21 protein-coding genes and 2 riboswitches are annotated in these 19,123 nt (G+C 30.8%); of the genes, 6 read left to right on the top strand and 15 right to left on the bottom strand.

Annotated elements, in window-relative coordinates:
- Positions 1-106: 106 nt before the first annotated feature.
- Positions 107-508 (bottom strand): transcriptional regulator, SarA/Rot family, encoded by a 402-nt coding sequence (locus tag EQ029_RS05375; protein ID WP_053038666.1) that lies wholly within the window; start codon positions 506-508, stop codon positions 107-109.
- 468 nt (positions 509-976) lie between these two features.
- Positions 977-1,804 (bottom strand): alpha/beta fold hydrolase, encoded by an 828-nt coding sequence (locus EQ029_RS05370; RefSeq protein WP_011275459.1) that lies wholly within the window; start codon positions 1,802-1,804, stop codon positions 977-979.
- 225 nt (positions 1,805-2,029) lie between these two features.
- Here EQ029_RS05370 and EQ029_RS05365 point away from each other — a divergent pair, with 225 nt between their 5' ends.
- Complete coding sequence (locus EQ029_RS05365; protein WP_011275458.1) at positions 2,030-3,031, top strand: proline dehydrogenase family protein; 1,002 nt, start codon at positions 2,030-2,032, stop codon at positions 3,029-3,031.
- A 51-nt stretch (positions 3,032-3,082) separates the two neighbouring features.
- Here the strand turns inward: EQ029_RS05365 and ribH are convergent, their stop codons facing one another.
- The 8 genes from ribH to EQ029_RS05325 all read right to left on the bottom strand — a co-directional run bounded on the left by ribH (position 3,083) and on the right by EQ029_RS05325 (position 11,470).
- Positions 3,083-3,541 (bottom strand): 6,7-dimethyl-8-ribityllumazine synthase, encoded by a 459-nt coding sequence (gene ribH, locus EQ029_RS05360; RefSeq protein WP_011275457.1) that lies wholly within the window; start codon positions 3,539-3,541, stop codon positions 3,083-3,085.
- 11 nt (positions 3,542-3,552) lie between these two features.
- Entirely contained in the window at positions 3,553-4,734 is a 1,182-nt protein-coding gene (locus tag EQ029_RS05355) for a bifunctional 3,4-dihydroxy-2-butanone-4-phosphate synthase/GTP cyclohydrolase II (protein ID WP_037559454.1), read from the bottom strand.
- A 15-nt stretch (positions 4,735-4,749) separates the two neighbouring features.
- A complete protein-coding gene (locus EQ029_RS05350; RefSeq protein ID WP_053031463.1) occupies positions 4,750-5,382 on the bottom strand; it encodes a riboflavin synthase in 633 nt (210 codons plus the stop codon).
- A gap of 6 nt (positions 5,383-5,388) precedes the next feature.
- Complete coding sequence (ribD, locus tag EQ029_RS05345) at positions 5,389-6,432, bottom strand: bifunctional diaminohydroxyphosphoribosylaminopyrimidine deaminase/5-amino-6-(5-phosphoribosylamino)uracil reductase RibD (RefSeq protein WP_011275454.1); 1,044 nt, start codon at positions 6,430-6,432, stop codon at positions 5,389-5,391.
- A gap of 139 nt (positions 6,433-6,571) precedes the next feature.
- Positions 6,572-6,713, bottom strand: a riboswitch (FMN riboswitch).
- A 153-nt stretch (positions 6,714-6,866) separates the two neighbouring features.
- Positions 6,867-8,357, bottom strand: coding sequence for an FAD/NAD(P)-binding protein (locus EQ029_RS05340; RefSeq protein ID WP_053038324.1), 1,491 nt, complete (start codon positions 8,355-8,357; stop codon positions 6,867-6,869).
- 308 nt (positions 8,358-8,665) lie between these two features.
- Positions 8,666-9,982 carry an ISL3-like element ISSha1 family transposase gene (locus EQ029_RS05335; protein WP_058646542.1) on the bottom strand — a complete coding sequence of 439 codons (1,317 nt, stop codon included), beginning with the start codon at positions 9,980-9,982 and terminating at the stop codon, positions 8,666-8,668.
- A 207-nt stretch (positions 9,983-10,189) separates the two neighbouring features.
- Positions 10,190-11,041, bottom strand: coding sequence for a peptidoglycan release complex glucosaminidase SagB (sagB, locus tag EQ029_RS05330; protein ID WP_011275451.1), 852 nt, complete (start codon positions 11,039-11,041; stop codon positions 10,190-10,192).
- 207 nt (positions 11,042-11,248) lie between these two features.
- The gene (locus EQ029_RS05325) at positions 11,249-11,470 is read right to left on the bottom strand and encodes a hypothetical protein (RefSeq protein WP_011275450.1); all 222 of its coding nucleotides are present in this window, start codon (positions 11,468-11,470) and stop codon (positions 11,249-11,251) included.
- Positions 11,471-11,726: 256 nt separating this feature from the next.
- Here EQ029_RS05325 and EQ029_RS05320 point away from each other — a divergent pair, with 256 nt between their 5' ends.
- Positions 11,727-12,203: a sigma-70 family RNA polymerase sigma factor gene (locus EQ029_RS05320; RefSeq protein ID WP_011275449.1), complete on the top strand. Its 477-nt coding sequence runs from the start codon at positions 11,727-11,729 to the stop codon at positions 12,201-12,203.
- A 1-nt stretch (position 12,204) separates the two neighbouring features.
- Positions 12,205-12,651 (top strand): competence protein ComK, encoded by a 447-nt coding sequence (locus EQ029_RS05315; RefSeq protein WP_011275448.1) that lies wholly within the window; start codon positions 12,205-12,207, stop codon positions 12,649-12,651.
- Here EQ029_RS05315 and EQ029_RS05310 read toward each other — a convergent pair.
- Both EQ029_RS05310 and EQ029_RS05305 read right to left on the bottom strand, forming a co-directional pair.
- On the bottom strand, positions 12,635-13,105 hold the full coding sequence (locus EQ029_RS05310; RefSeq protein WP_011275447.1) for a membrane protein: 471 nt from the start codon (positions 13,103-13,105) through the stop codon (positions 12,635-12,637). The two genes, EQ029_RS05315 and EQ029_RS05310, sit on opposite strands and share 17 nt — an antisense overlap.
- Positions 13,106-13,325: 220 nt before the next feature.
- Positions 13,326-14,039, bottom strand: coding sequence for a transaldolase (locus EQ029_RS05305; RefSeq protein WP_011275446.1), 714 nt, complete (start codon positions 14,037-14,039; stop codon positions 13,326-13,328).
- A 263-nt stretch (positions 14,040-14,302) separates the two neighbouring features.
- Between EQ029_RS05305 and EQ029_RS05300 the strand changes: the two genes are divergently transcribed.
- From EQ029_RS05300 to EQ029_RS05290, 3 genes are all read left to right on the top strand, one after another.
- Entirely contained in the window at positions 14,303-14,608 is a 306-nt protein-coding gene (locus EQ029_RS05300; protein ID WP_011275445.1) for a hypothetical protein, read from the top strand.
- Between the two features lie 92 nt (positions 14,609-14,700).
- Positions 14,701-15,066, top strand: a complete 366-nt coding sequence (crcB, locus tag EQ029_RS05295) for a fluoride efflux transporter CrcB (RefSeq protein WP_011275444.1) — start codon at positions 14,701-14,703, stop codon at positions 15,064-15,066.
- A complete protein-coding gene (locus EQ029_RS05290; protein ID WP_057504776.1) occupies positions 15,063-15,416 on the top strand; it encodes a fluoride efflux transporter FluC in 354 nt (117 codons plus the stop codon). Before crcB ends, EQ029_RS05290 begins: the two co-directional genes overlap by 4 nt.
- A 64-nt stretch (positions 15,417-15,480) precedes the next feature.
- Here the strand turns inward: EQ029_RS05290 and EQ029_RS05285 are convergent, their stop codons facing one another.
- From EQ029_RS05285 to metK, 3 genes are all read right to left on the bottom strand, one after another.
- Entirely contained in the window at positions 15,481-16,317 is an 837-nt protein-coding gene (locus EQ029_RS05285) for an aldo/keto reductase (RefSeq protein WP_011275442.1), read from the bottom strand.
- A 278-nt stretch (positions 16,318-16,595) separates the two neighbouring features.
- Positions 16,596-17,504 (bottom strand): hypothetical protein, encoded by a 909-nt coding sequence (locus tag EQ029_RS05280; protein WP_016931383.1) that lies wholly within the window; start codon positions 17,502-17,504, stop codon positions 16,596-16,598.
- Between the two features lie 93 nt (positions 17,505-17,597).
- The gene (metK, locus tag EQ029_RS05275; protein WP_011275440.1) at positions 17,598-18,794 is read right to left on the bottom strand and encodes a methionine adenosyltransferase; all 1,197 of its coding nucleotides are present in this window, start codon (positions 18,792-18,794) and stop codon (positions 17,598-17,600) included.
- 115 nt (positions 18,795-18,909) lie between these two features.
- Positions 18,910-19,020, bottom strand: a riboswitch (SAM riboswitch).
- Between the last annotated feature and the right edge of the window lie 103 nt (positions 19,021-19,123).

The following is a 19,123-nucleotide window of genomic DNA, read 5'->3' as shown; positions in this document are numbered from 1 at the left end:
TAATATAAAAAATCCACTCCATAGTTTTAATTATGGAGTGGATTGTTTTGTCGAAAAATCTCTCTAAATTATATTTAAAACGATATAAACTAAAACATCAAATCGATTAAACACGCATTAATGAATTTAGACTATTTTCAAGTATTTCATATCGTTTTTTTATAGTAGCAGTAATGAAATCTAATAATTCATTTTTTAGTTCTTGCTTCTCTTTATTAAAATGTATAATTACACTTCGTTCATCATCTAATGGTCTCTCTTTAAATATCCATTCAGATTGAACAAGTTTGTTATATGTACGTGTACGTTTATACGATTTAATATTAACGTAACTATCCATTTCTTTTAACGTCATGGACCCTTTGTCCCATAAAGTTAGTAAAATTAGAACCTCTTCTTTGGTCAAATCATAAGTTTCATAAATCACTTTAAAAATCGAATTGATTTCTTTACACACTTCTTCAAGCTGCAAAATCATAGAAACATTCTCGCCTGCTTGATTATTCATGCTGCTCCCTCCCTAAATAATTGTACACATCCCGATTAAATAATTATAGAATTAACTATCATTATATATTTACCCAATTATTCTCTTTGTAATTAAACAATTTATAATAACTCCTAAAAATTAACTTACATTAAAGCATATGTTAAATTACTTTAAATTTTTATTGGTAATTCAACTATATGTAATTAAAATTAAAAACATATACTATTTACATTATATTATATTTTTACTTTAATTTAAAAGATGTCAACTTCTAAATTTTGAATTACCTTTGCGCATTAATCAATTGCATTACATATAATTGTTTACCAAAAAAGAGCTAGAACAGAATTCTTATCGAATTCTTAGTCCCAGCTCCTCAAGGAAGACTAAAATTGAAGAAATATTATAAATAATTTCTTAATTTGATCAACTATGACGAATATGCGTTGTAGTCATTAAATATTACTTCATTACACACTCTAATTTTTAAACTTCTTCGATTTCTTCTTCATTTACAATAAACCCCATTGTATTCACACTATTATTTAAAAATGTCAACACGTAACGCATCACTTGATCACGTTCAGGTTCATTATGAATTTCATGATAGAAGCCTTCCCATACTTTAAAATAAAATTCATTAGTGTTTAAATTATTTTTAAGTTCATTGAATGAACGTAATTCCAATAATTTATCTTCAGTTCCATACATTAGTAACGTTGGCATAGATTGTATATCCTTGAAATGTTGAACTGTATCTTTCATTGTTTCCAACAAAATGTTATACCACTTGTAGGTTACTTTTCTTAGCATTAATCCATCTTGTTTAGTTTCTTCAATAACTTCATCATTTCGCGTTAAATCTTTAGTTTCAATACCTAATTTGAATCGTGCGTCCTTAGATCCTTTACCTACATTTGAAATTAACATATTTTTACGTGTCTTATTATTTCTTTTAAATTCTAACAATGGAGAAAGGAGTAACATACCCTCGATAGGCAATTCTGTTTTTTCAAGTACATTTAATAAAATTAATCCACCTAGTCCAACACCCATGACAAAAGTAGGAATCTTGTATTCATTAGCAATTCTAACCCATTCTATTAGTGTTTCATGGTATATATCAAAATGCTCAAGTTGTCCCTTGTTTGCTCTAGATGTTTGACCTTGTCCAGGTAAATCACCCATTATAACGTGATAACCATTACGTCTTAACATCGTAATAACGTATGCATATCTGCCAGTGTGTTCTAAAATGTTATGTACTATAACCACGACACCTTTAGCATCGTGTTCAGTTTCCCATTTCCACATATGTATAATTCCTCTCTAACTTATATTTCGATAAATGTATTATATCAGATTATTTGTTTGGACTGGTGTAAATCTTAGAGACAAAGTGATTACAAATTTTAGTTCGATATTGTAATTATACCTTTTTTTATAGTATTCAGACAATTGAAAACGCTTTCTACAATCACATATTCATGCTAAACTATTATTAAATTATAAGTTTTATGTAACATGGAGGAATGGGATATGTCACTTTTTAAGAATTTTTTTATTGCATTATCAAATAGCACTTATTTAAATGAAACAGCAAAAAAAGTAGGTCCTAAAATGGGTGCAAATAAAGTTGTGGCTGGTAATACTATCGAGCAATTGATTGACACAATTGAGAGACTAAACGATAAAAATATAGCTGTTACAGTTGATAATCTTGGCGAGTTTGTAGGAACGGTTGAAGAAGCTACTCAAGCTAAGAATGAAATTTTAGAAGTTATGCAAGCTATTAAAGATTATAATGTTGATGCTCATATGTCTGTAAAATTAAGTTCTCTTGGTGGTGAATTTGATACTGAGCTAGCTTATAATAATTTAAGAGAGATTCTACTTAAAGCCAACGAATTTGATAATATGCATATTAATATCGACACTGAAAAATATGACAGTTTACAGCAAATTGTTGAAGTGTTAGATAGACTTAAAGGGGAATTCAGAAACGTTGGAACAGTAATACAAGCTTATCTTTATGATGCAGTTGATTTAATTGATAAATATCCTAATTTACGCTTGAGATTAGTTAAAGGTGCCTATAAAGAAGATGAACAAATTGCATATCAAACTAAAGAAGAGATTGATGCAAATTACATAAAAATCATTGAGAAGCGTCTTTTAACTGCTAAAAACTATACATCAATCGCTACACATGACGATCAAATAATTAATCACGTTAAACAATTTGTTAAATCACATAATATTGACAGAGATCAATTTGAATTTCAAATGTTATACGGATTCCGTAGTGAATTAGCTGAGGATATTTCTCGACAAGGATACCATTTCACAATTTATGTTCCTTATGGCAATGATTGGTTCGGTTACTTCATGCGTAGATTAGCTGAACGCCCTCAAAACCTTGCTCTTGCTTATCAAGAATTTGTTTCAACTAAGACATTGAAGAAAATTGGCGTTTTCACTAGCCTAGGCCTTGGAGCTGCATTTATTATTTCTGGTCTCACAAGATTATTAAAAAGATAAAAAATAAATCCTCGACACTGCTAATACTTTGTCGAGGATTTGTATTTTTAATTAAAATTGTTTTAATAAATTTGCCATTTCAATAGCACTTACTGCTGCTTCAGCACCTTTATTACCCGCTTTAGTTCCAGCTCTTTCAACCGCTTGTTCAATACTTTCAGTGGTTAATACGCCAAATATAACTGGAATATCACTTACATCATTTGCCTTTGATACTCCTTTTGCAACTTCATTACATACATAATCATAATGAGATGTTGCACCTCTAATTACACAACCTAAAGTGATGACTGCGTCATATTCACCTTTTTGAGCTAGTTTTTTAGAAACTAAAGGAATTTCAAATGCACCAGGTACATAAGCAACATCTATATTACTATCTTCCACACCATGACGAACAAGTGTATCTTTTGCACCATCTAATAAACGGTTCGTAATAAAATCATTAAATCGACTTACTACAATAGCTACTTTTAAATCTGTTCCTACCAATTTACCTTCAAAATTCATCTTTATTCCTCCTAAATTAAATGTCCCATTTTTATTTTTTTAGTATTCATATAATCATGATTATGTTCAGTTTCAGCTACAATAATTGGTGTGCGGTCCGCAACTTTAATACCATACTCAGATAATCCCTCAAATTTTTTAGGATTATTACTTAACAAATTCACTTGTTGTACATTGAAATAATTCAAAATTTGAGCAGCTATATGATAATCCCTTAAATCTTCATCAAATCCTAAAGCTAGGTTGGCAGTTACTGTATCATGACCTTGTTCAATTAATTCGTATGCTCTTAATTTATTGATTAACCCTATGCCTCTTCCTTCTTGAGGCAAATAAATGATCATGCCACCATGCTCATTAATATATTTCATCGCTGATTCTAGTTGTGCACCGCAATCACATCTTTGACTATGGAAAATATCACCTGTTAAACATGCAGAATGAATACGCACATTCTCTGTGACACGTGGTTCCCCTTTAGCAAGTACAACAATTTCTTCTTTAGTTAATGATGATTCGAATCCATACATTTCAAAAGCTCCATGATCTGTCGGCATATTAACTTTTGCTTTTAACTCAACACTAGTGTCTTTGTCTTTTTGATAATTAACTAAACTTTCAATAGTAATCATTTTAAGACCATGTTGATGTTTAAACGCTTCTAGTTGCTCACCTTTAGCCATTGTCCCATCTTCATTCATGATCTCACATATAACACCTGCTGGAGCTGCTTTCGTTAATTTCGCTAAATCTACAGCTGCTTCTGTATGACCAGTACGTTCCAAGACACCATTTTCTTTAGCTATTAGTGGAAAAAGATGACCAGGTTTATGGAAATCTTCAGGAGTTGATTCTGGATTAATTAAAGCGCGTGCCGTTGCCATTCTATCAAATGCACTTATACCGGTTGACGTTGTAGCGTGATCGATACTTACTGTAAAATTAGTTCCAAAACCATCTGTGTTATGTTCTACCATAGGCATTAGATTAAATTTGAGTGCCAAGTCTTTACTAATTGGTGCACAAATTAGCCCTCTACCTTCTTTAGCCATAAAATTAATAGTATTATCATTCATCCATTGTGTTATAGCTACAAGATCTCCTTCATTTTCACGATCCTCGTCATCCACAACAATAATACTTTCACCACGTTTTAAAGCATTTAATGCATCCTTAATTTCGTCAAATTCCATCTATAATTACGCCTCCTAAAAGCCAAATGCTTTTAACTTATCTAATGTAAGCTCTGACTCATTTCTACTTACCATTCGTTCAACATATTTAAAAAGAACATCCGTTTCTAAATGAACTTGGTCGCCATTTTGTTTAGAAGATAAAATCGTTGAACGTCTTGTTTCAGGTATTAAATGAATATCAAAACTATCATGTCGTAAATCGAAAATTGTTAAACTCACACCATCCACAGTGATTGATCCTTGTTTGACCATTTGATTAATGATAGTTGAAGATGCTCTAATCGAAACTATTCTAGAATTAGGAGTTTCTTTAACTTGTGTTATAACACCTTTGTCATCAACATGACCTAAAACAAAATGACCTCCAAAACGTCCATTTCCTGACATTGCTCTTTCTAAGTTGACTTCATCATTTTTATTGATTTGAGATAGATATGTTTTATCTTCAGTACCTTTTATGACTTGAACAGAAAAATAATTACTTGTGAAGTCAATCACTGTTAAACAAGCTCCATTCACACTGATAGAGTCACCGATATGCATGTCTTCTGTGATAGTTTGACAAGCTATATCCAATGTTCTAACCGATTGATGAGTACGAATATTTTTGACGGTACCTATTTCTTCAACAATACCTGTAAACATAAGTTGTCACTTCTTTCGCAAAATCATTTTTAAATTTTGATTAATTAACTCAGTAGAAGAAATTTCAAATTGCGTGGTTTCATTTAAATCAATAATATCCGCAGTTTGATAGAATTGATTTTTTCCAGAACCACCTATTATTTTCGGGGCGTAATAAATAATAAGTTGATTAATAAAATCAGTTTGAAGAAATTTGGAAGTTATACGAGGACCAGCTTCTATTAATAATGAACCAATACCTCGCTTATAAATATCTTTAAGTATATCTTTTAAATAGCATTTATCTATACAGATAACCTTTATGTTTCGATTTGGACTTTCAAGCGTTTGATTTTCAGTGTAAATCCACACTTCACTCGACGAATCTTGAAAAAGTTGTTTCGTAAAATCAACATTGCCACTTTTAGCCAACACTATTCGGATTGGATTTTTACCATTCGGAATACGAGTCGTGTAAAGTGGGTTATCAGCATTAATTGTGCCATTTCCTGTCAACACAGCATCATGCGTATGTCTTAAATGGTAGACATCTTGTTTAACCTCTGAATTAGTAATCCATTTACTCTGACCTAAATCTGTTGCTTGTTTACCGTCTAATGACACAGACACTTTCATCGTTATTTCAGGGATTTGCCCTGACTTAGCTTTAAAAAAGTCTTTATATAAGGCAGCTGCTTCTTCAGAGTATTGATATTCTACATCAATCCCAGCTTGTTCTAATATAGCATCACCTTCAGACGGTAATGTCGTATCTTTAACAGCATAAATAACTTTGCTAAGTCCAAATTCAATAATTTTGTTCACACATGGTGGTGTTGAGCCAAAGTGGGTACATGGTTCTAGCGAAATATAGATTATTCCACCTTTTGCTTCCTTTCCAGCCATATCAAGTGCTTGTACTTCTGCGTGTTTCTCACCTTGTTTTAGATGAGCACCGAGTCCAACTATTCGGCCGTTATTAACAACGACTGCACCAACTGGAGGATTGATACCCGTTTGTCCTTTAACCATTTGTGCGAGTTGTATAGCGTATTCCATAAAATTACTCAATAAATCACCTCAAAATTAAAACTCCCTATACCAATAAAGTGCTTAAAGGCATAGGGAGACCAAATGTATATTCAAATAAGCTTACAACATTAGAAATGTGTATGCTAAATAACCGTCATAATTATCAAATAAAGACGTCTCATTCTTTCTCCCATCCAGACTTTCACTGTCGGCTCTAGAATCTCACTAGATCAGCCATCAAAGTTATTACCTTTCACTTTGACAGGTCGCAGGCTTATATTACTGCCGGTTGGGAATTGCACCCCGCCCCGAAAGAATTCATATGAAATTGTGATTGTTTGAGTTAACGTAGTTTAATAACTACAACATTTATCATACGCTTATTGTTTAAAAAATACAAACCTTGAACGTTGTATATTGTTAAATAGAGTAACTAATAACGGAATTGGGTTATTTAAGTGTAAATGTCTACATTATGAATTAAAATGGTCAAATTTACTTTGGTTTTCATATAAATAATTTACAGAATTGACCGCTTGATCAACGATCATCTTCACTCCGTTACGCAATTTATTAACGCCATTAGTTACTTGTCCAATAGCTATCATATTGTTAAGAGTTCCATATCTTGGACTTATGACTTGATTGGTTTCTGGAATAATTTGTATACCTCCCATTGGATGTGGTTGAACAATTTGTCTGTTTTGGAGGTTAAGAATAAGCTGATCTTCCTCATCTAAATCTGATAAATGTGTTTTTGATCCAGTCGAATTAATAATGACATCATATTGATAATAATAATCATCATTGTTGAATTTCAATAAATAATGGTTGTCTTTATAAGTAATATCTTCTATTCCGCTTTTAACAATTAATGATTGATTATTTATTAAGTCTATAATTAACTCTGCAGTACGAGGTGGCATAGGGTTAGAATTTAATTGAATAATTTTTGAGAAACGTTTATCAAAGTCTTTCTGATCTTCTCGACTAAAGCTATTCCATATCCAGTTTAGATTTTCTTTAATATTTTCAATTAAACTTTGAAACACACCAATTTCATCAGGTCTATCAAGATCATACTGTAAATCTTGAATTGTATTTCCTGTGCGACGATATACTAGTTTCTCTAAATCAATATTATGATCTTTACATTCTAATATGAATAATTCAAAAGCTAATTCTAAAGGTACATTTCCATAATATTGCGATTTCAATTCATTAAACTTTTGCTTAGTTAAATGTTTAAACTCAACATCTATCATATTTCCTCTAACACTAGGTAAATGTGCTGAGCGACTAGTCATAGTTATTGGTAATTTAGGATGATGTGTAGCCACGTATCTAACTACATCTAAACTGGCTAATCCGGTGCCTATAATTGCAATATCGTCTGATTGAGACACTTCATCTAATGTATTATATGTAGGATAAGGTGTTTGAATATAACCTTTATTCCCTTTTAGATTATATGGGTCATGATAAGCAAATGTGCCAGTCGTTAAAAATATATAATCATACTCTTTCCATTCACTCATATCTTCTGAAGTACATACATAGTATTTTAATGTAGTCTCATCAATTTCTGAATTTGTAAAAATTTCGCGAACTGGATGCTTAATAATGGTTAAATTATCAAACAACAAGTCGTAGTTAGATAGGTATGACTTCATATAATGACCAAATACAAACCTAGGAAGATATTTTGGATTATCGAATTTAAATTCTGATTGCTCTTGATACCATTTCCAGAACTCTTCATCATCATCCAAATTTAAACTCATTTGCTTAGTTGGCAAATTAATTAATAATTGGCTGCTGTCATTTTGAAAAGGTACACCCTGCCCCATATTCTTATCATGATCATATACATCAACCTCAAGATTTTTAAACGCTTCATTTTTGACTAATTGCCTTAGTACACTAACACCAGCTGTACCCACTCCTATAATTGCTACACGCATATATTCATCATCCTTCTAATTTTCTCTATCAAGAATTTTTAATAATTTTATTATATCAATATCATAATTTGCTTAAAATAATTTATACTTATATGCAATTAGCATTCCCTATTTTTATTTATCCTATATTTATATGTTAGTATTAAGTTATTGAGGTGAACTAAAATGAAATTTCTCTTAAAAGTTGTCGTCGTATTTGTTATAGCATTTAGTTGGATAACTCGAAAAAATAAAGCCGAATAACTATTTGTGAACACAAATTATATTGGCTCTACGTCAAATCGGACTGATGAGTCCAAATATTGAGATTAAGCAACTTTAAGTTGTTTAATCTCTTTTTTTGTTGTTGAGACAAATAGTCGCGAAGTTATAATAATTCGATTACGTAAATTATCATAATTTCTATAACCAAAAGATACCCTTTTAATGAGTTTGATTTTATTATTAATTCCTTCTAACGGGCCGTTGGTCAGGTTAGAATATGTCATAGTATTTTCAATGAAAGTAGCTAATCGTCTTAAAGTTCTAATGACTGGGCGTAATTTAGGACACACATCTGAAAGATGAATAGAAAAGAGTTTATGATTAAATTTCTCTATTTGATTTTCTTTTAATAATCTTCTTAGCTCATGAACGTAGTGATATGTATTAAATAGTTCTACATCTACACCTAATAAGTAATTTATAATGCCTTTTTCGGTTTTCCACTCTTTAAATAAATGGACTTTATGATAATTAAATGCTTCTAGCGTTTCAAAAGGTTTAAGAAATAGTTTCCAATAACTTTTATATTTATTATAAAGCGGTCTATTAGAGGTTCTATAACAATTCATTACATGAACTCTAGACATATTTAACGCTCGATTTAAAGATTGAACAATATGAAAACGATCAATAATAATCTTCGCGTTAGGAAATAATTGTTTGATTAGTGACATATATGGTTCATACATATCAATCGTGACTGTTTTGACTTTTTGTCTGAGTTTCAAAGAATAGCGATAAAAATGATCTTTTAGCGATTTTAACTTACGATCCGCTACCACATCTACGATGCGGTGCGATACAGCATCTGCATAAATAAAACTCATTTTTCCGATAACATTTTTAACACTTTTAAATTCGTCCATCATTAAGTGTTCAGGTAAAGCATCAAAAGAAGACTGACCTACGTCGCTTGCCGCTTGATTAATCACTCTAGACACAGTCATTGATGATACTAAGCATGACTTAGCGATAGATTTTTGAGAGCGGTATTCTTGTGCTTTATCTAAAACTGCAAGTTTTGTTTTATTAGAAATAAAGCAATGAGCGTCGACAATATTAGATTTAGCAGTAAAATGACTGTCACATGATTTACAATAAAATCTTTGTTTTTGAAGTTCTAAATAAGCGGGCATTTCCATAATTTTAAGTAAAGTAATCGTTGAGGTTTTCTTACCATTTTTTACTATTGAGAAATTTTCATTTTTAGTTGAACAATTTTCACAATGTGTAGGTTGATAAGTGAGCTCGGCATAGTAAAACAAGCTCATTCGTCCTTTATGTTTTTTCTCAATCACTTCATCTGAAAAATTTAGATTTTTATCTTTAATTCTTAATGTATTTAATATAGACTTACACATAGGCGCATTACCTTTCTTTTTTATTTTGTTTGGTAGCTAATAATTATAGAGGTAATTGCGCCATTTTTGTATTCAAACATAAAAATTGGACTGATGATTTTTAGTCATCAGTCCAATTTATTATAGAGCCATTATATTAAAGAAAAAGCCAACGTTATCACTTGCTTGAATCAGTGTGATCGTTGGCTTTAGTTTACTTACAATTATTTATTTTTGATGTTTATTATCATCTTTGTATACGTATAATTTAAAATATTTACCTTCTGTTTTCATCTCTTTATAGAAATCTGCGATGATTTGAGCATTACTTTCTGCCCATTTAATATCAGTAGCATATTGATGTTCACCTGGATTTTTAGGATTCCATCTCATACTGTATAGCGTATTTTGATCATCATGTGATAGGAAGTGTTGGTGAATAAAATCAGCCCCACCTTTGATAGCTTTCTCTGGAGTATCCCAACCGTGTTTTTTTGCGTATTCTGAACCAGTTTTAATAGGATCACTATCAAGAGCACCTACACCATAGAAGTTATAATATTTTTTACCATCAATTTCTACACCATTGGCTAATTCACTTTTAACTGAACCAGTTTCTAATAAAGCGTGAGAAATTAAATAAACTTCATTCACATGTTTCTCTTTAGCAGCACTAATAAATGCATCAGTATGCTTTAATAACATAGGTCGATCGAATAACATACGCTTAATACGGTTTTCATCAATACCTTGATATTTAGATAAATCTAAAAATTGATACTTTTGTTTGTCATCATCAATGAACTTACTACTGTCCATTGCAGCTTTTATTTCATTATCTGAAGCATCTCTCCAAGCAGTATTATTCTTGTTAGAGACTTGTTGACTTGTGTAGTTATCAATTTGTTTATCGGCAGCTTTATTTAGTGTAACGTTTAAATGCTCTACTTTTTCTTCTTCATTTACTTTTTTAAAGAATATTTGATCTGAAATCATAGTAAAGAAAATAAAACCTGCTGCGACTAAAACAATCAATAACCCCACTAGGCTAATAATTGAGCCTTTTTTGTGCTTCGTCATATTCACACCTCTTAGGTCAATGTTGTTTTTTCTTTAAAATCTTTATGATAATAAAGTTTAACATTATTAATTCTTATAAACAATTTTATACTTGCAATGTTACATATTCATAAAATAAAAGTAATCAAAATGAAACTTTGCAAAATAAAAAGTAATGAAACCTATAGAATTTCATTACTTGATTCTATAAAGCATAACTAGTAATTGTTAGTTATCTTTGCGATAATCCATCATGATAAAACTAGCTGCTTGAGATCTATTCTTGTAATAATATTGATTTAAATCAACTGTTCCTTCTATTTCACCATCTCGATACATCATTTCATTTGTGAAATTATTAATCATTACAAATTCAGAACGATCCCTAATTATGTCTAAATCATCATTTCTTGCAAAAAAATGCTCTAGATTTAAATGTGCGTAATCCAAATTTATACCTCCCACGTTACAAATTGACTAGAACTTAAATATATTTATGAATGTTAGGTATGTTCATAATTAATTGTCGCATTACTGAGTTACTTATGTCTTAAATCATTATTTTGCATACTTTCATTATTCTATGTTTACTATTTAACACCCTTTTTTCAAATTACGCAAATGATAATTTATATAAGTTAGTTTAAATTTTAGATATCCGGAAATTTTGTTTAAGTACTTAAACTAGGAGCGAATTCCAATCAAAATGAATTTTGACGAGATTTATCATAAATATCATAGATTTATTCATTATTTGTTAAAGCGTTATTACGTCAAGTATAATTATGATGAATTTTATCAGTTATTGCTAATTAAACTGTGGCAATTATCTAAGAATTACAATAAGAATTCAAATATTTGTTTATCCTCTTATCTCTATCAGCGGCTCAATTTTTACTTAATTGACTTATTTAGAAAAGAAAATTTAAAACCAGAATTAGTTGAAGTCGATGATTTGCAAACTCCTCAAATTACTTCTATTAATACAGAGACAACTTTCTTCAACTATAATGACATTTCCAAAATTTTAAATACACAAGAACTGGCATGGTATAACTATTTTATCCAAGGCTATAAACAATTCGAAATTGCCGACTTAATGCATGTCTCTTTATCGAGTATTAAAAAGTATAAATCCTCTTCTATAAAAAAGCTCACCGATTATTATTTTAAAGGTGAATAATATGATTCCACACAATTCTTACCATTTGCTTTATATTCAAACATTGCAACATAGTGAACATAAAACTAAATGCTGCTTTTCGACTTATGACATGGTGCTACCTTTTCCAATTAAAAAGGTACTAATTTATTATTTCGAACAGCATAATCAATCGTATTTGCAAAGGCTAAAGTTGGCAAAACGATTATTAGCAATTAATAAATTAGTACCTTTATATATATCTGACCAGGTTGTCCTCTTCCCTATTAAACATCAACGTGCACCTTTACAAACTTACATCAACGCATTAACAATTATTGGATTAACATCTACTACAAATGGCGTTATCATTACTTTTGAAAATAATATTCAATTACATGTTGATGAACCCTATTCGTTAATTTATAAAAAATGGCAAGAAAGTACATTATTGTATCATTTAGTACAAAAAACTATGCAGATTTATTAAATTTGTATTCTAACAATTTTTTTGTGAAAAATGCAGTAACTGATTTAATGAGTAATAAACTTACGATTGCAAGAAGTACTGCACCTATTAAAATTAAGATCACATTTATAACTGGCATTGAAACTTGTGGATTTATAAAATAATTCACTGCAGTAAGACTTGTAATAAATCCTGTTAAAAATAACCCTAGCAAGAAAGCATAAATGAGTACCATTCCTATTAGTAAAAATAACAATGTGGAACTTGCTACTTCTTTTTGTTTAAATATGTTATTTTTTAAAAATTGATTTGCGTACTGAATTGGTTTGCGATATTTCTTTGACTGAATATCCCCTTCATTACCCTCTACCTCATTATGGTAATGCGTTAAATTATTTTGTAATAGCTTTTTTTCCTTTTTATTTAAAAACCACAATTGCTTTTTAACTTTCTCTTCAAATTCTGTATGTTTCATACTATGTGGTTATCTCCTTCTAATATTATTTCTTTTAAATTTTAGCGAAGTTCTCATTTACTTACAAGTTAAAAATCAAAAGCTTTACTATATAAAAATACTCCGTTTCTATATGAAAGAGATTGATTTAGAGAATCTACACATAGACATGAAAGTGTTAATTGTGTGTAGAAGTTCTAAGCAATATCTTATAGAACGGAGTTATTTTAATTTTTAAATCTTAAAGAATAGATAAACCTGAGCTTTGAATATCCTTAGCGAAACCTTTTACAGTATCAACTGATAATTCATTAATATCTCGACCTAAATTAGTATTTACTTTCTTAACTACATCTGCTGGACATGTAATAATGTCGGCACCAATTTCATCTGCTTGAATAACATTAAATAGTTCACGACAACTTGCCCATAATAATTTAACGCCTTCTTTACTATGCGCCACATCTACTGATTCTTTCATCAAAGGTAATGGGTCAACACCAGTATCAGCTATTCTACCTGCAAATACTGAAATATATGTAGGTACTCCTTCAGTTACCGCTTCAGTAATTTCTTTTACTTGCTCAATAGTGTAAACTGCAGTAACATTTAAACGCACATTGTCCGCTGATAATTTTTTTATTAACGGAATTGTTGATTCGCCTTTAGTATTCACAACTGGAATTTTGACAAAAACATTATCACCATATTGTTTTAATATTTCAGCTTCTTTTTCCATAGTTTCTAAATCATCAGCGAATACTTCAAATGAAATAGATGCATCTGGAATTTCTTTAACCGCTTCTTCAGCGAATGATTTATAGTCTGTTACACCCGCTTTAGCCATTAAGCTAGGATTAGTAGTGAATCCGTCTACCTCTTTATTTTTATATGCTGCTTTCATTTGTTCAATATCTGCGCCATCTGCAAATACTTCGACATTTAATTTTGCCATTTCATTCTTCCTCCTTTAAGTTCGATTACGATGATAGTTAAATTACATCACAATAGATTTCTTATATGTATATGCTTCTTTTCATATGATGATCAGACTATTCCGCATCAATAAAATATTTATAAATTATTTATATCATTCTTAGAAACACTTGGCGAATGTTTTGCTTTTTAACAAAATTAATTGTCAAATTCACTAGTCACTATTAAATGTTAATTAAAATATGGTAATATGATTATATGATATTAGGTAGGAGGAACATTATGTCTAAGCCAAAAAAATACTTCTATATCTCAATAATTTTACTCATCATAAGTTTTTATTTTAATACATTCAACCCACTATTAAGTCAGCAAATTACTTCTGTTAAATATTTACTTATTGCGTGCAGTATCATTAATGTGATTATATTAATTGCTTCTATTATATTTTCAGATAAAGCGATTAAACATTTAGGTGATAAACAAGGATGGATAAGAATTGCGAGTAAAATTTTGCCAATAATTATCTTGTTTGTTATCTTATTCCATATCTATGCCTCAATTAAGACATTTGGTATATTGTCGTAAACTTTTTTAAATACCAGAACTAACTTTCTAAGTTAAAAAATAATTATCGATTAGTGTTTATCGTAATAAAAATAATGAATAGGTGTGACAAAATGCAATATTTATTTGTGTTTATTGGGGGCTTATTTGGAGCATTACTAAGATATGTCTTATCAACTCTTAATGTCGATTCTGGATTACCACTCGGTACATTAATTGCGAATATTGTGGGTGCATTTTTAATGGGATATTTATCTTCTTTATCCATTCATTTTTTTAAAAATAACCCATTAATTAAAAAAGGTGTCACAACGGGATTACTAGGTGCTTTAACTACCTTTTCAACCTTCCAATTTGAGTTAGTTACAATGTCGCAAAATAATAGTATCGCTTTGCTCTTTATCTATGGCTTAACCAGTTATATAGGAGGCATTCTTTTCTGCTGGTTTGGTGTTAAATTAGGGGGGCAACCTACATGATACATATACTATTTATTATGGTAGGTGGTGGTATTGGTGCTGTTATCAGAGCTTGGTTAACAGATGTCTTTAAAAGTAAAATAACGTCACCTATACCGATTGCAACTTTAATAGTCAATCTCGTTGGTAGTTTCTTAATTGGCTTCGTGTATGGGATAGCTCAAGATTATCAATTATTTTCACTGTTTTTTATAACTGGCGCTCTTGGAGGATTAACAACCTTTTCAACTCTGTCTTATGAAATCGTCCAATTTATTTCACCAAGTTTTAAACCTGTTCAATTTTTTAGTTATTCTATTTTACAATTTGTAATAGGGTTTATCTCTTGCTTTATTGGTTATTCGATATAAATAAATACACTTCATAGTTTTAAGATTAAATCTTGCAACTATGAAGTGTATTTTTATATTTTTATTAATGTCCCTCAAATGTTGCTGGATCAGGACCAATGCGTTGATCTTTGTTTAGAGAATCAATTTGTTCCATTTGTTCATCTGTTAGTTCGAAATCAAAAACATTAATATTTTCCTCTATTCTTTGAGGTGTAACTGATTTAGGAATAACGATGACACCATGTTGCATGTTCCAACGAATGACGACTTGTGCTGCCGATTTATTAACTTCTTTGCCAATTTGATTAAGTGTTTCATCACCTAAGATTTGGGCATTCATAAATGGTGACCATGACTCCATATGGATATTTTGTACTTCTAAATATTTACGTAGTTTATTTTGAGTAAAATATGGGTGAAATTCTACTTGGTTGATGACTGGCTTAATAGAAACTTGAGCTAATAATGCTTCAAAGTGTTCTGCATTGAAGTTACTTACACCAATATTTTTAACCTTATCATCTTTATATAAATCTTCCATACCTTTCCATGTATCAATCATTATTGCTTCATTAGTACCAGGCCAATGAACAAGATATAAATCTAAATAATCTAGTCCTAATTTATTGATACTTGTTTCATAAGCATTTGCAACATTTTCGCGCCCAAAATCTTCAAAATATAGTTTTGATGTAATGAATAAATCTTTACGTTCTAACCCAGTAGCTTCTAGACCTTCTTTAATTCCTAAACCAACTTGTTCTTCATTACCATATACTTTAGCTGTATCAATACTACGATAACCTGAGACAATTGCATGCTTAACTGCCTCCTTACATTCATCGTTATTTTCTACTCTAAAAGTACCAATTCCAACTTTAGGCATTGTGTGACCATTATAAAATTCAATTGTTTCCATAAAAGAAACCTCTTTTCTTTATATTTTAATAATTACTACTCTATTCCCATAATTGTCATTATTGAAAACTTTAATATTAGTTTAGTTTATTATTTTAATAAGCTTCTCCTCAAAATTAAAAAGGGAGTGGGACAGAATTCTTTTTAAATTCGTCGTCCCACCCCCGCAAGGATGACTAGAACTGAAAAAAGCTTGAGTTAAGCGCATTTTCAGTTCAGTCAGCTACTGCGAATTTGCAAAATAGCATCATCATATTATTTATGTCCCAGGCTCTAATACTAATTAAATGATTCAATTTTATCCATAACATTTTGTAATTCATCTACGTTATATTGAATACGTCCATGGAATACAAATTTATTAAAGAACTCATCTAATTGATCAGGTCCAACTAGAACTTTAACACTTGAACTTTGTGCATAATTTGAAATCGTTACGTCTCCATCGTGTTTAGGATTAAAGTATAAAATCGCAGTTGGCGTATATTTAGCCCCTAATTGTGTTTGCAAGTCTGACGCTAGCTTTTCAATTGAAGTAAGTTGTTCTGAGTAATTAACGAATGACAATGAAGATTTATCTTCATTTTGATCGAGTACTAGTGTTTGAGGTGACTTAACATCTAAATCCAAAGTACTAAATACTTGTTCCATCATAGGCAATTCGTTAAATTGCTTACCACTTATACCTTGATAAACATGCCCTTTTAATAGTTGAGAATCTATAATATATAGGCCTGTACGCGTAAGTACAAGGTGACTAATGCGTTCAATATCATTGAATTCATTACTTGGTAAAAAGATGTTTGCCATAATATGCATATCTTCAGGTCTAATACGTTTTTCTTTCACTAAACGATCTCTAATTCCAATTAAGCGCATATCCGTAACATATTCACTTTTGTTTTTTGAGAATAGTTTCAATGCATCAATTTCACGATCTTTACCGCTTACAGTTGCATCAAAATCTTCTTTTTGTTTAGTAACTTGCTTTTTATTTTGTATGCGTTCTTTCTCTAGGGCTTCGTCATGTGACGCTTTCATTTGCTTTTCTTTTAAGTCGTATTCTTCTTTTGTTTTCTGTTTAATATTGTTTTTACTTTTAAGTGTAACTAAGAATAATATTAAACAGATAATTGCAACTACAATTGCTACGATTAAACCAATTTCGATTGGTCCAAATGAATTCATTAAATCAACGCTCCTTTAATCTATCAGTAAATCTAATTATAATGGAAACTATCTATAATTTCGACAATTTCTTTATATTATTTAAAGCGTTTATTAAGCTTGAACAGCATCTTTTAATACATTGACTTTATCTAATTTCTCCCATGGTAACAATACATCTGTTCTACCAAAGTGACCATAAGCAGCAGTTTGTTTGTATATAGGATGCTTTAAATCTAACATTTTAATGATACCTGCTGGACGTAAATCAAAGTTAGCTCTAACAGCTTCAACAAGTTGAGCTTCAGAAACTTTGCCCGTTTTAAATGTATCAATTGAAATTGAAACTGGTTCAGCCACGCCAATAGCATAAGCAAGTTGTACTTCACATTGGTCTGCTAGTCCTGCAGCAACAATATTTTTAGCTACATATCTTGCCGCATAAGCTGCTGATCGGTCTACTTTAGTTGGGTCTTTACCACTAAAGCAACCTCCTCCATGACGTGCATAACCACCATAAGTATCAACAATGATTTTACGTCCTGTTAATCCAGCATCACCTTGAGGTCCACCGATAACAAATCTTCCAGTAGGATTGATAAAGAATTTCGTTTCATTATCAATTAATCCTTCAGGAACTGTTGGGTATATGACATGTTCTTTAATGTCACTTTGAATTTGTTCTAATTCAATATCATCCGCATGTTGAGATGATACTACAATCGTGTCAATACGCTTAGGTTTATCTGATTCGTCGTATTCAACTGTTACTTGAACTTTACCATCCGGTCTTAAATAGTTTAAAATTCCATCTTTACGTACATCAGATAAACGTTTAGCTAATTGATGAGATAAAAAGATAGGTAAAGGCATATATGTTTCTGTTTCATTTGTAGCATATCCGAACATTAAACCTTGGTCACCGGCACCAGTAGCTTCAATCTCTTCTTCTGAAATATCATTTCTGTATTCAAGTGCTTTGTCAACACCTTGTGCAATATCAGGTGACTGCTCATCGATTGCAGTTAAAACTGCCATAGTTTGGTAATCATAGCCATATTTAGCACGAGTATAGCCAATACCTTTAATTGTTTCTCTTACAACTTTAGGGATATCTACATAGGTTGATGTAGATATTTCACCTGAAATTAGAGCCATTCCAGTTGTTACAGTAGTTTCACAAGCAACACGTGCATTGGGGTCATCTTTTAAGATTTCATCTAAAATGGCATCAGATACTTGGTCAGCAATCTTATCTGGATGTCCTTCTGTCACTGATTCTGAAGTAAATAAACGTTTATTGTAAGTCATGATTTGCTCCTTTTATAACTATATTTACGAAAATTCTCTTTTAAATGTGAGCTCAAAAATAAAAGAGCCTTCTTCACTATTCAAGACAGAGAGAAGGCTCTTAAACGTCCATTCGCTCTTATCGTTCAGACGAATATATGTCTGCAAACGGTTTGGCACCTTTCTTTTAAAAAAGAGGTTGCTGGGTTTCATTGGGTCCATGTCCCTCCACCACTCAGGATAAGAGAATCCGTTAAGAACTATACTACCTAATTCATTTATTAATGTCAATTTTGTTTTTAAATGGTTTTTGTTTTTTCCAGGTGGAATAATTACGGCATTATGTTATA

Source organism: Staphylococcus haemolyticus (assembly GCF_006094395.1).
In the GTDB taxonomy this organism is placed as follows: domain Bacteria; phylum Bacillota; class Bacilli; order Staphylococcales; family Staphylococcaceae; genus Staphylococcus; species Staphylococcus haemolyticus.
Note: the sequence above shows the minus strand (reverse complement) of the source record. Positions and strands in the feature narration are given on the sequence as shown.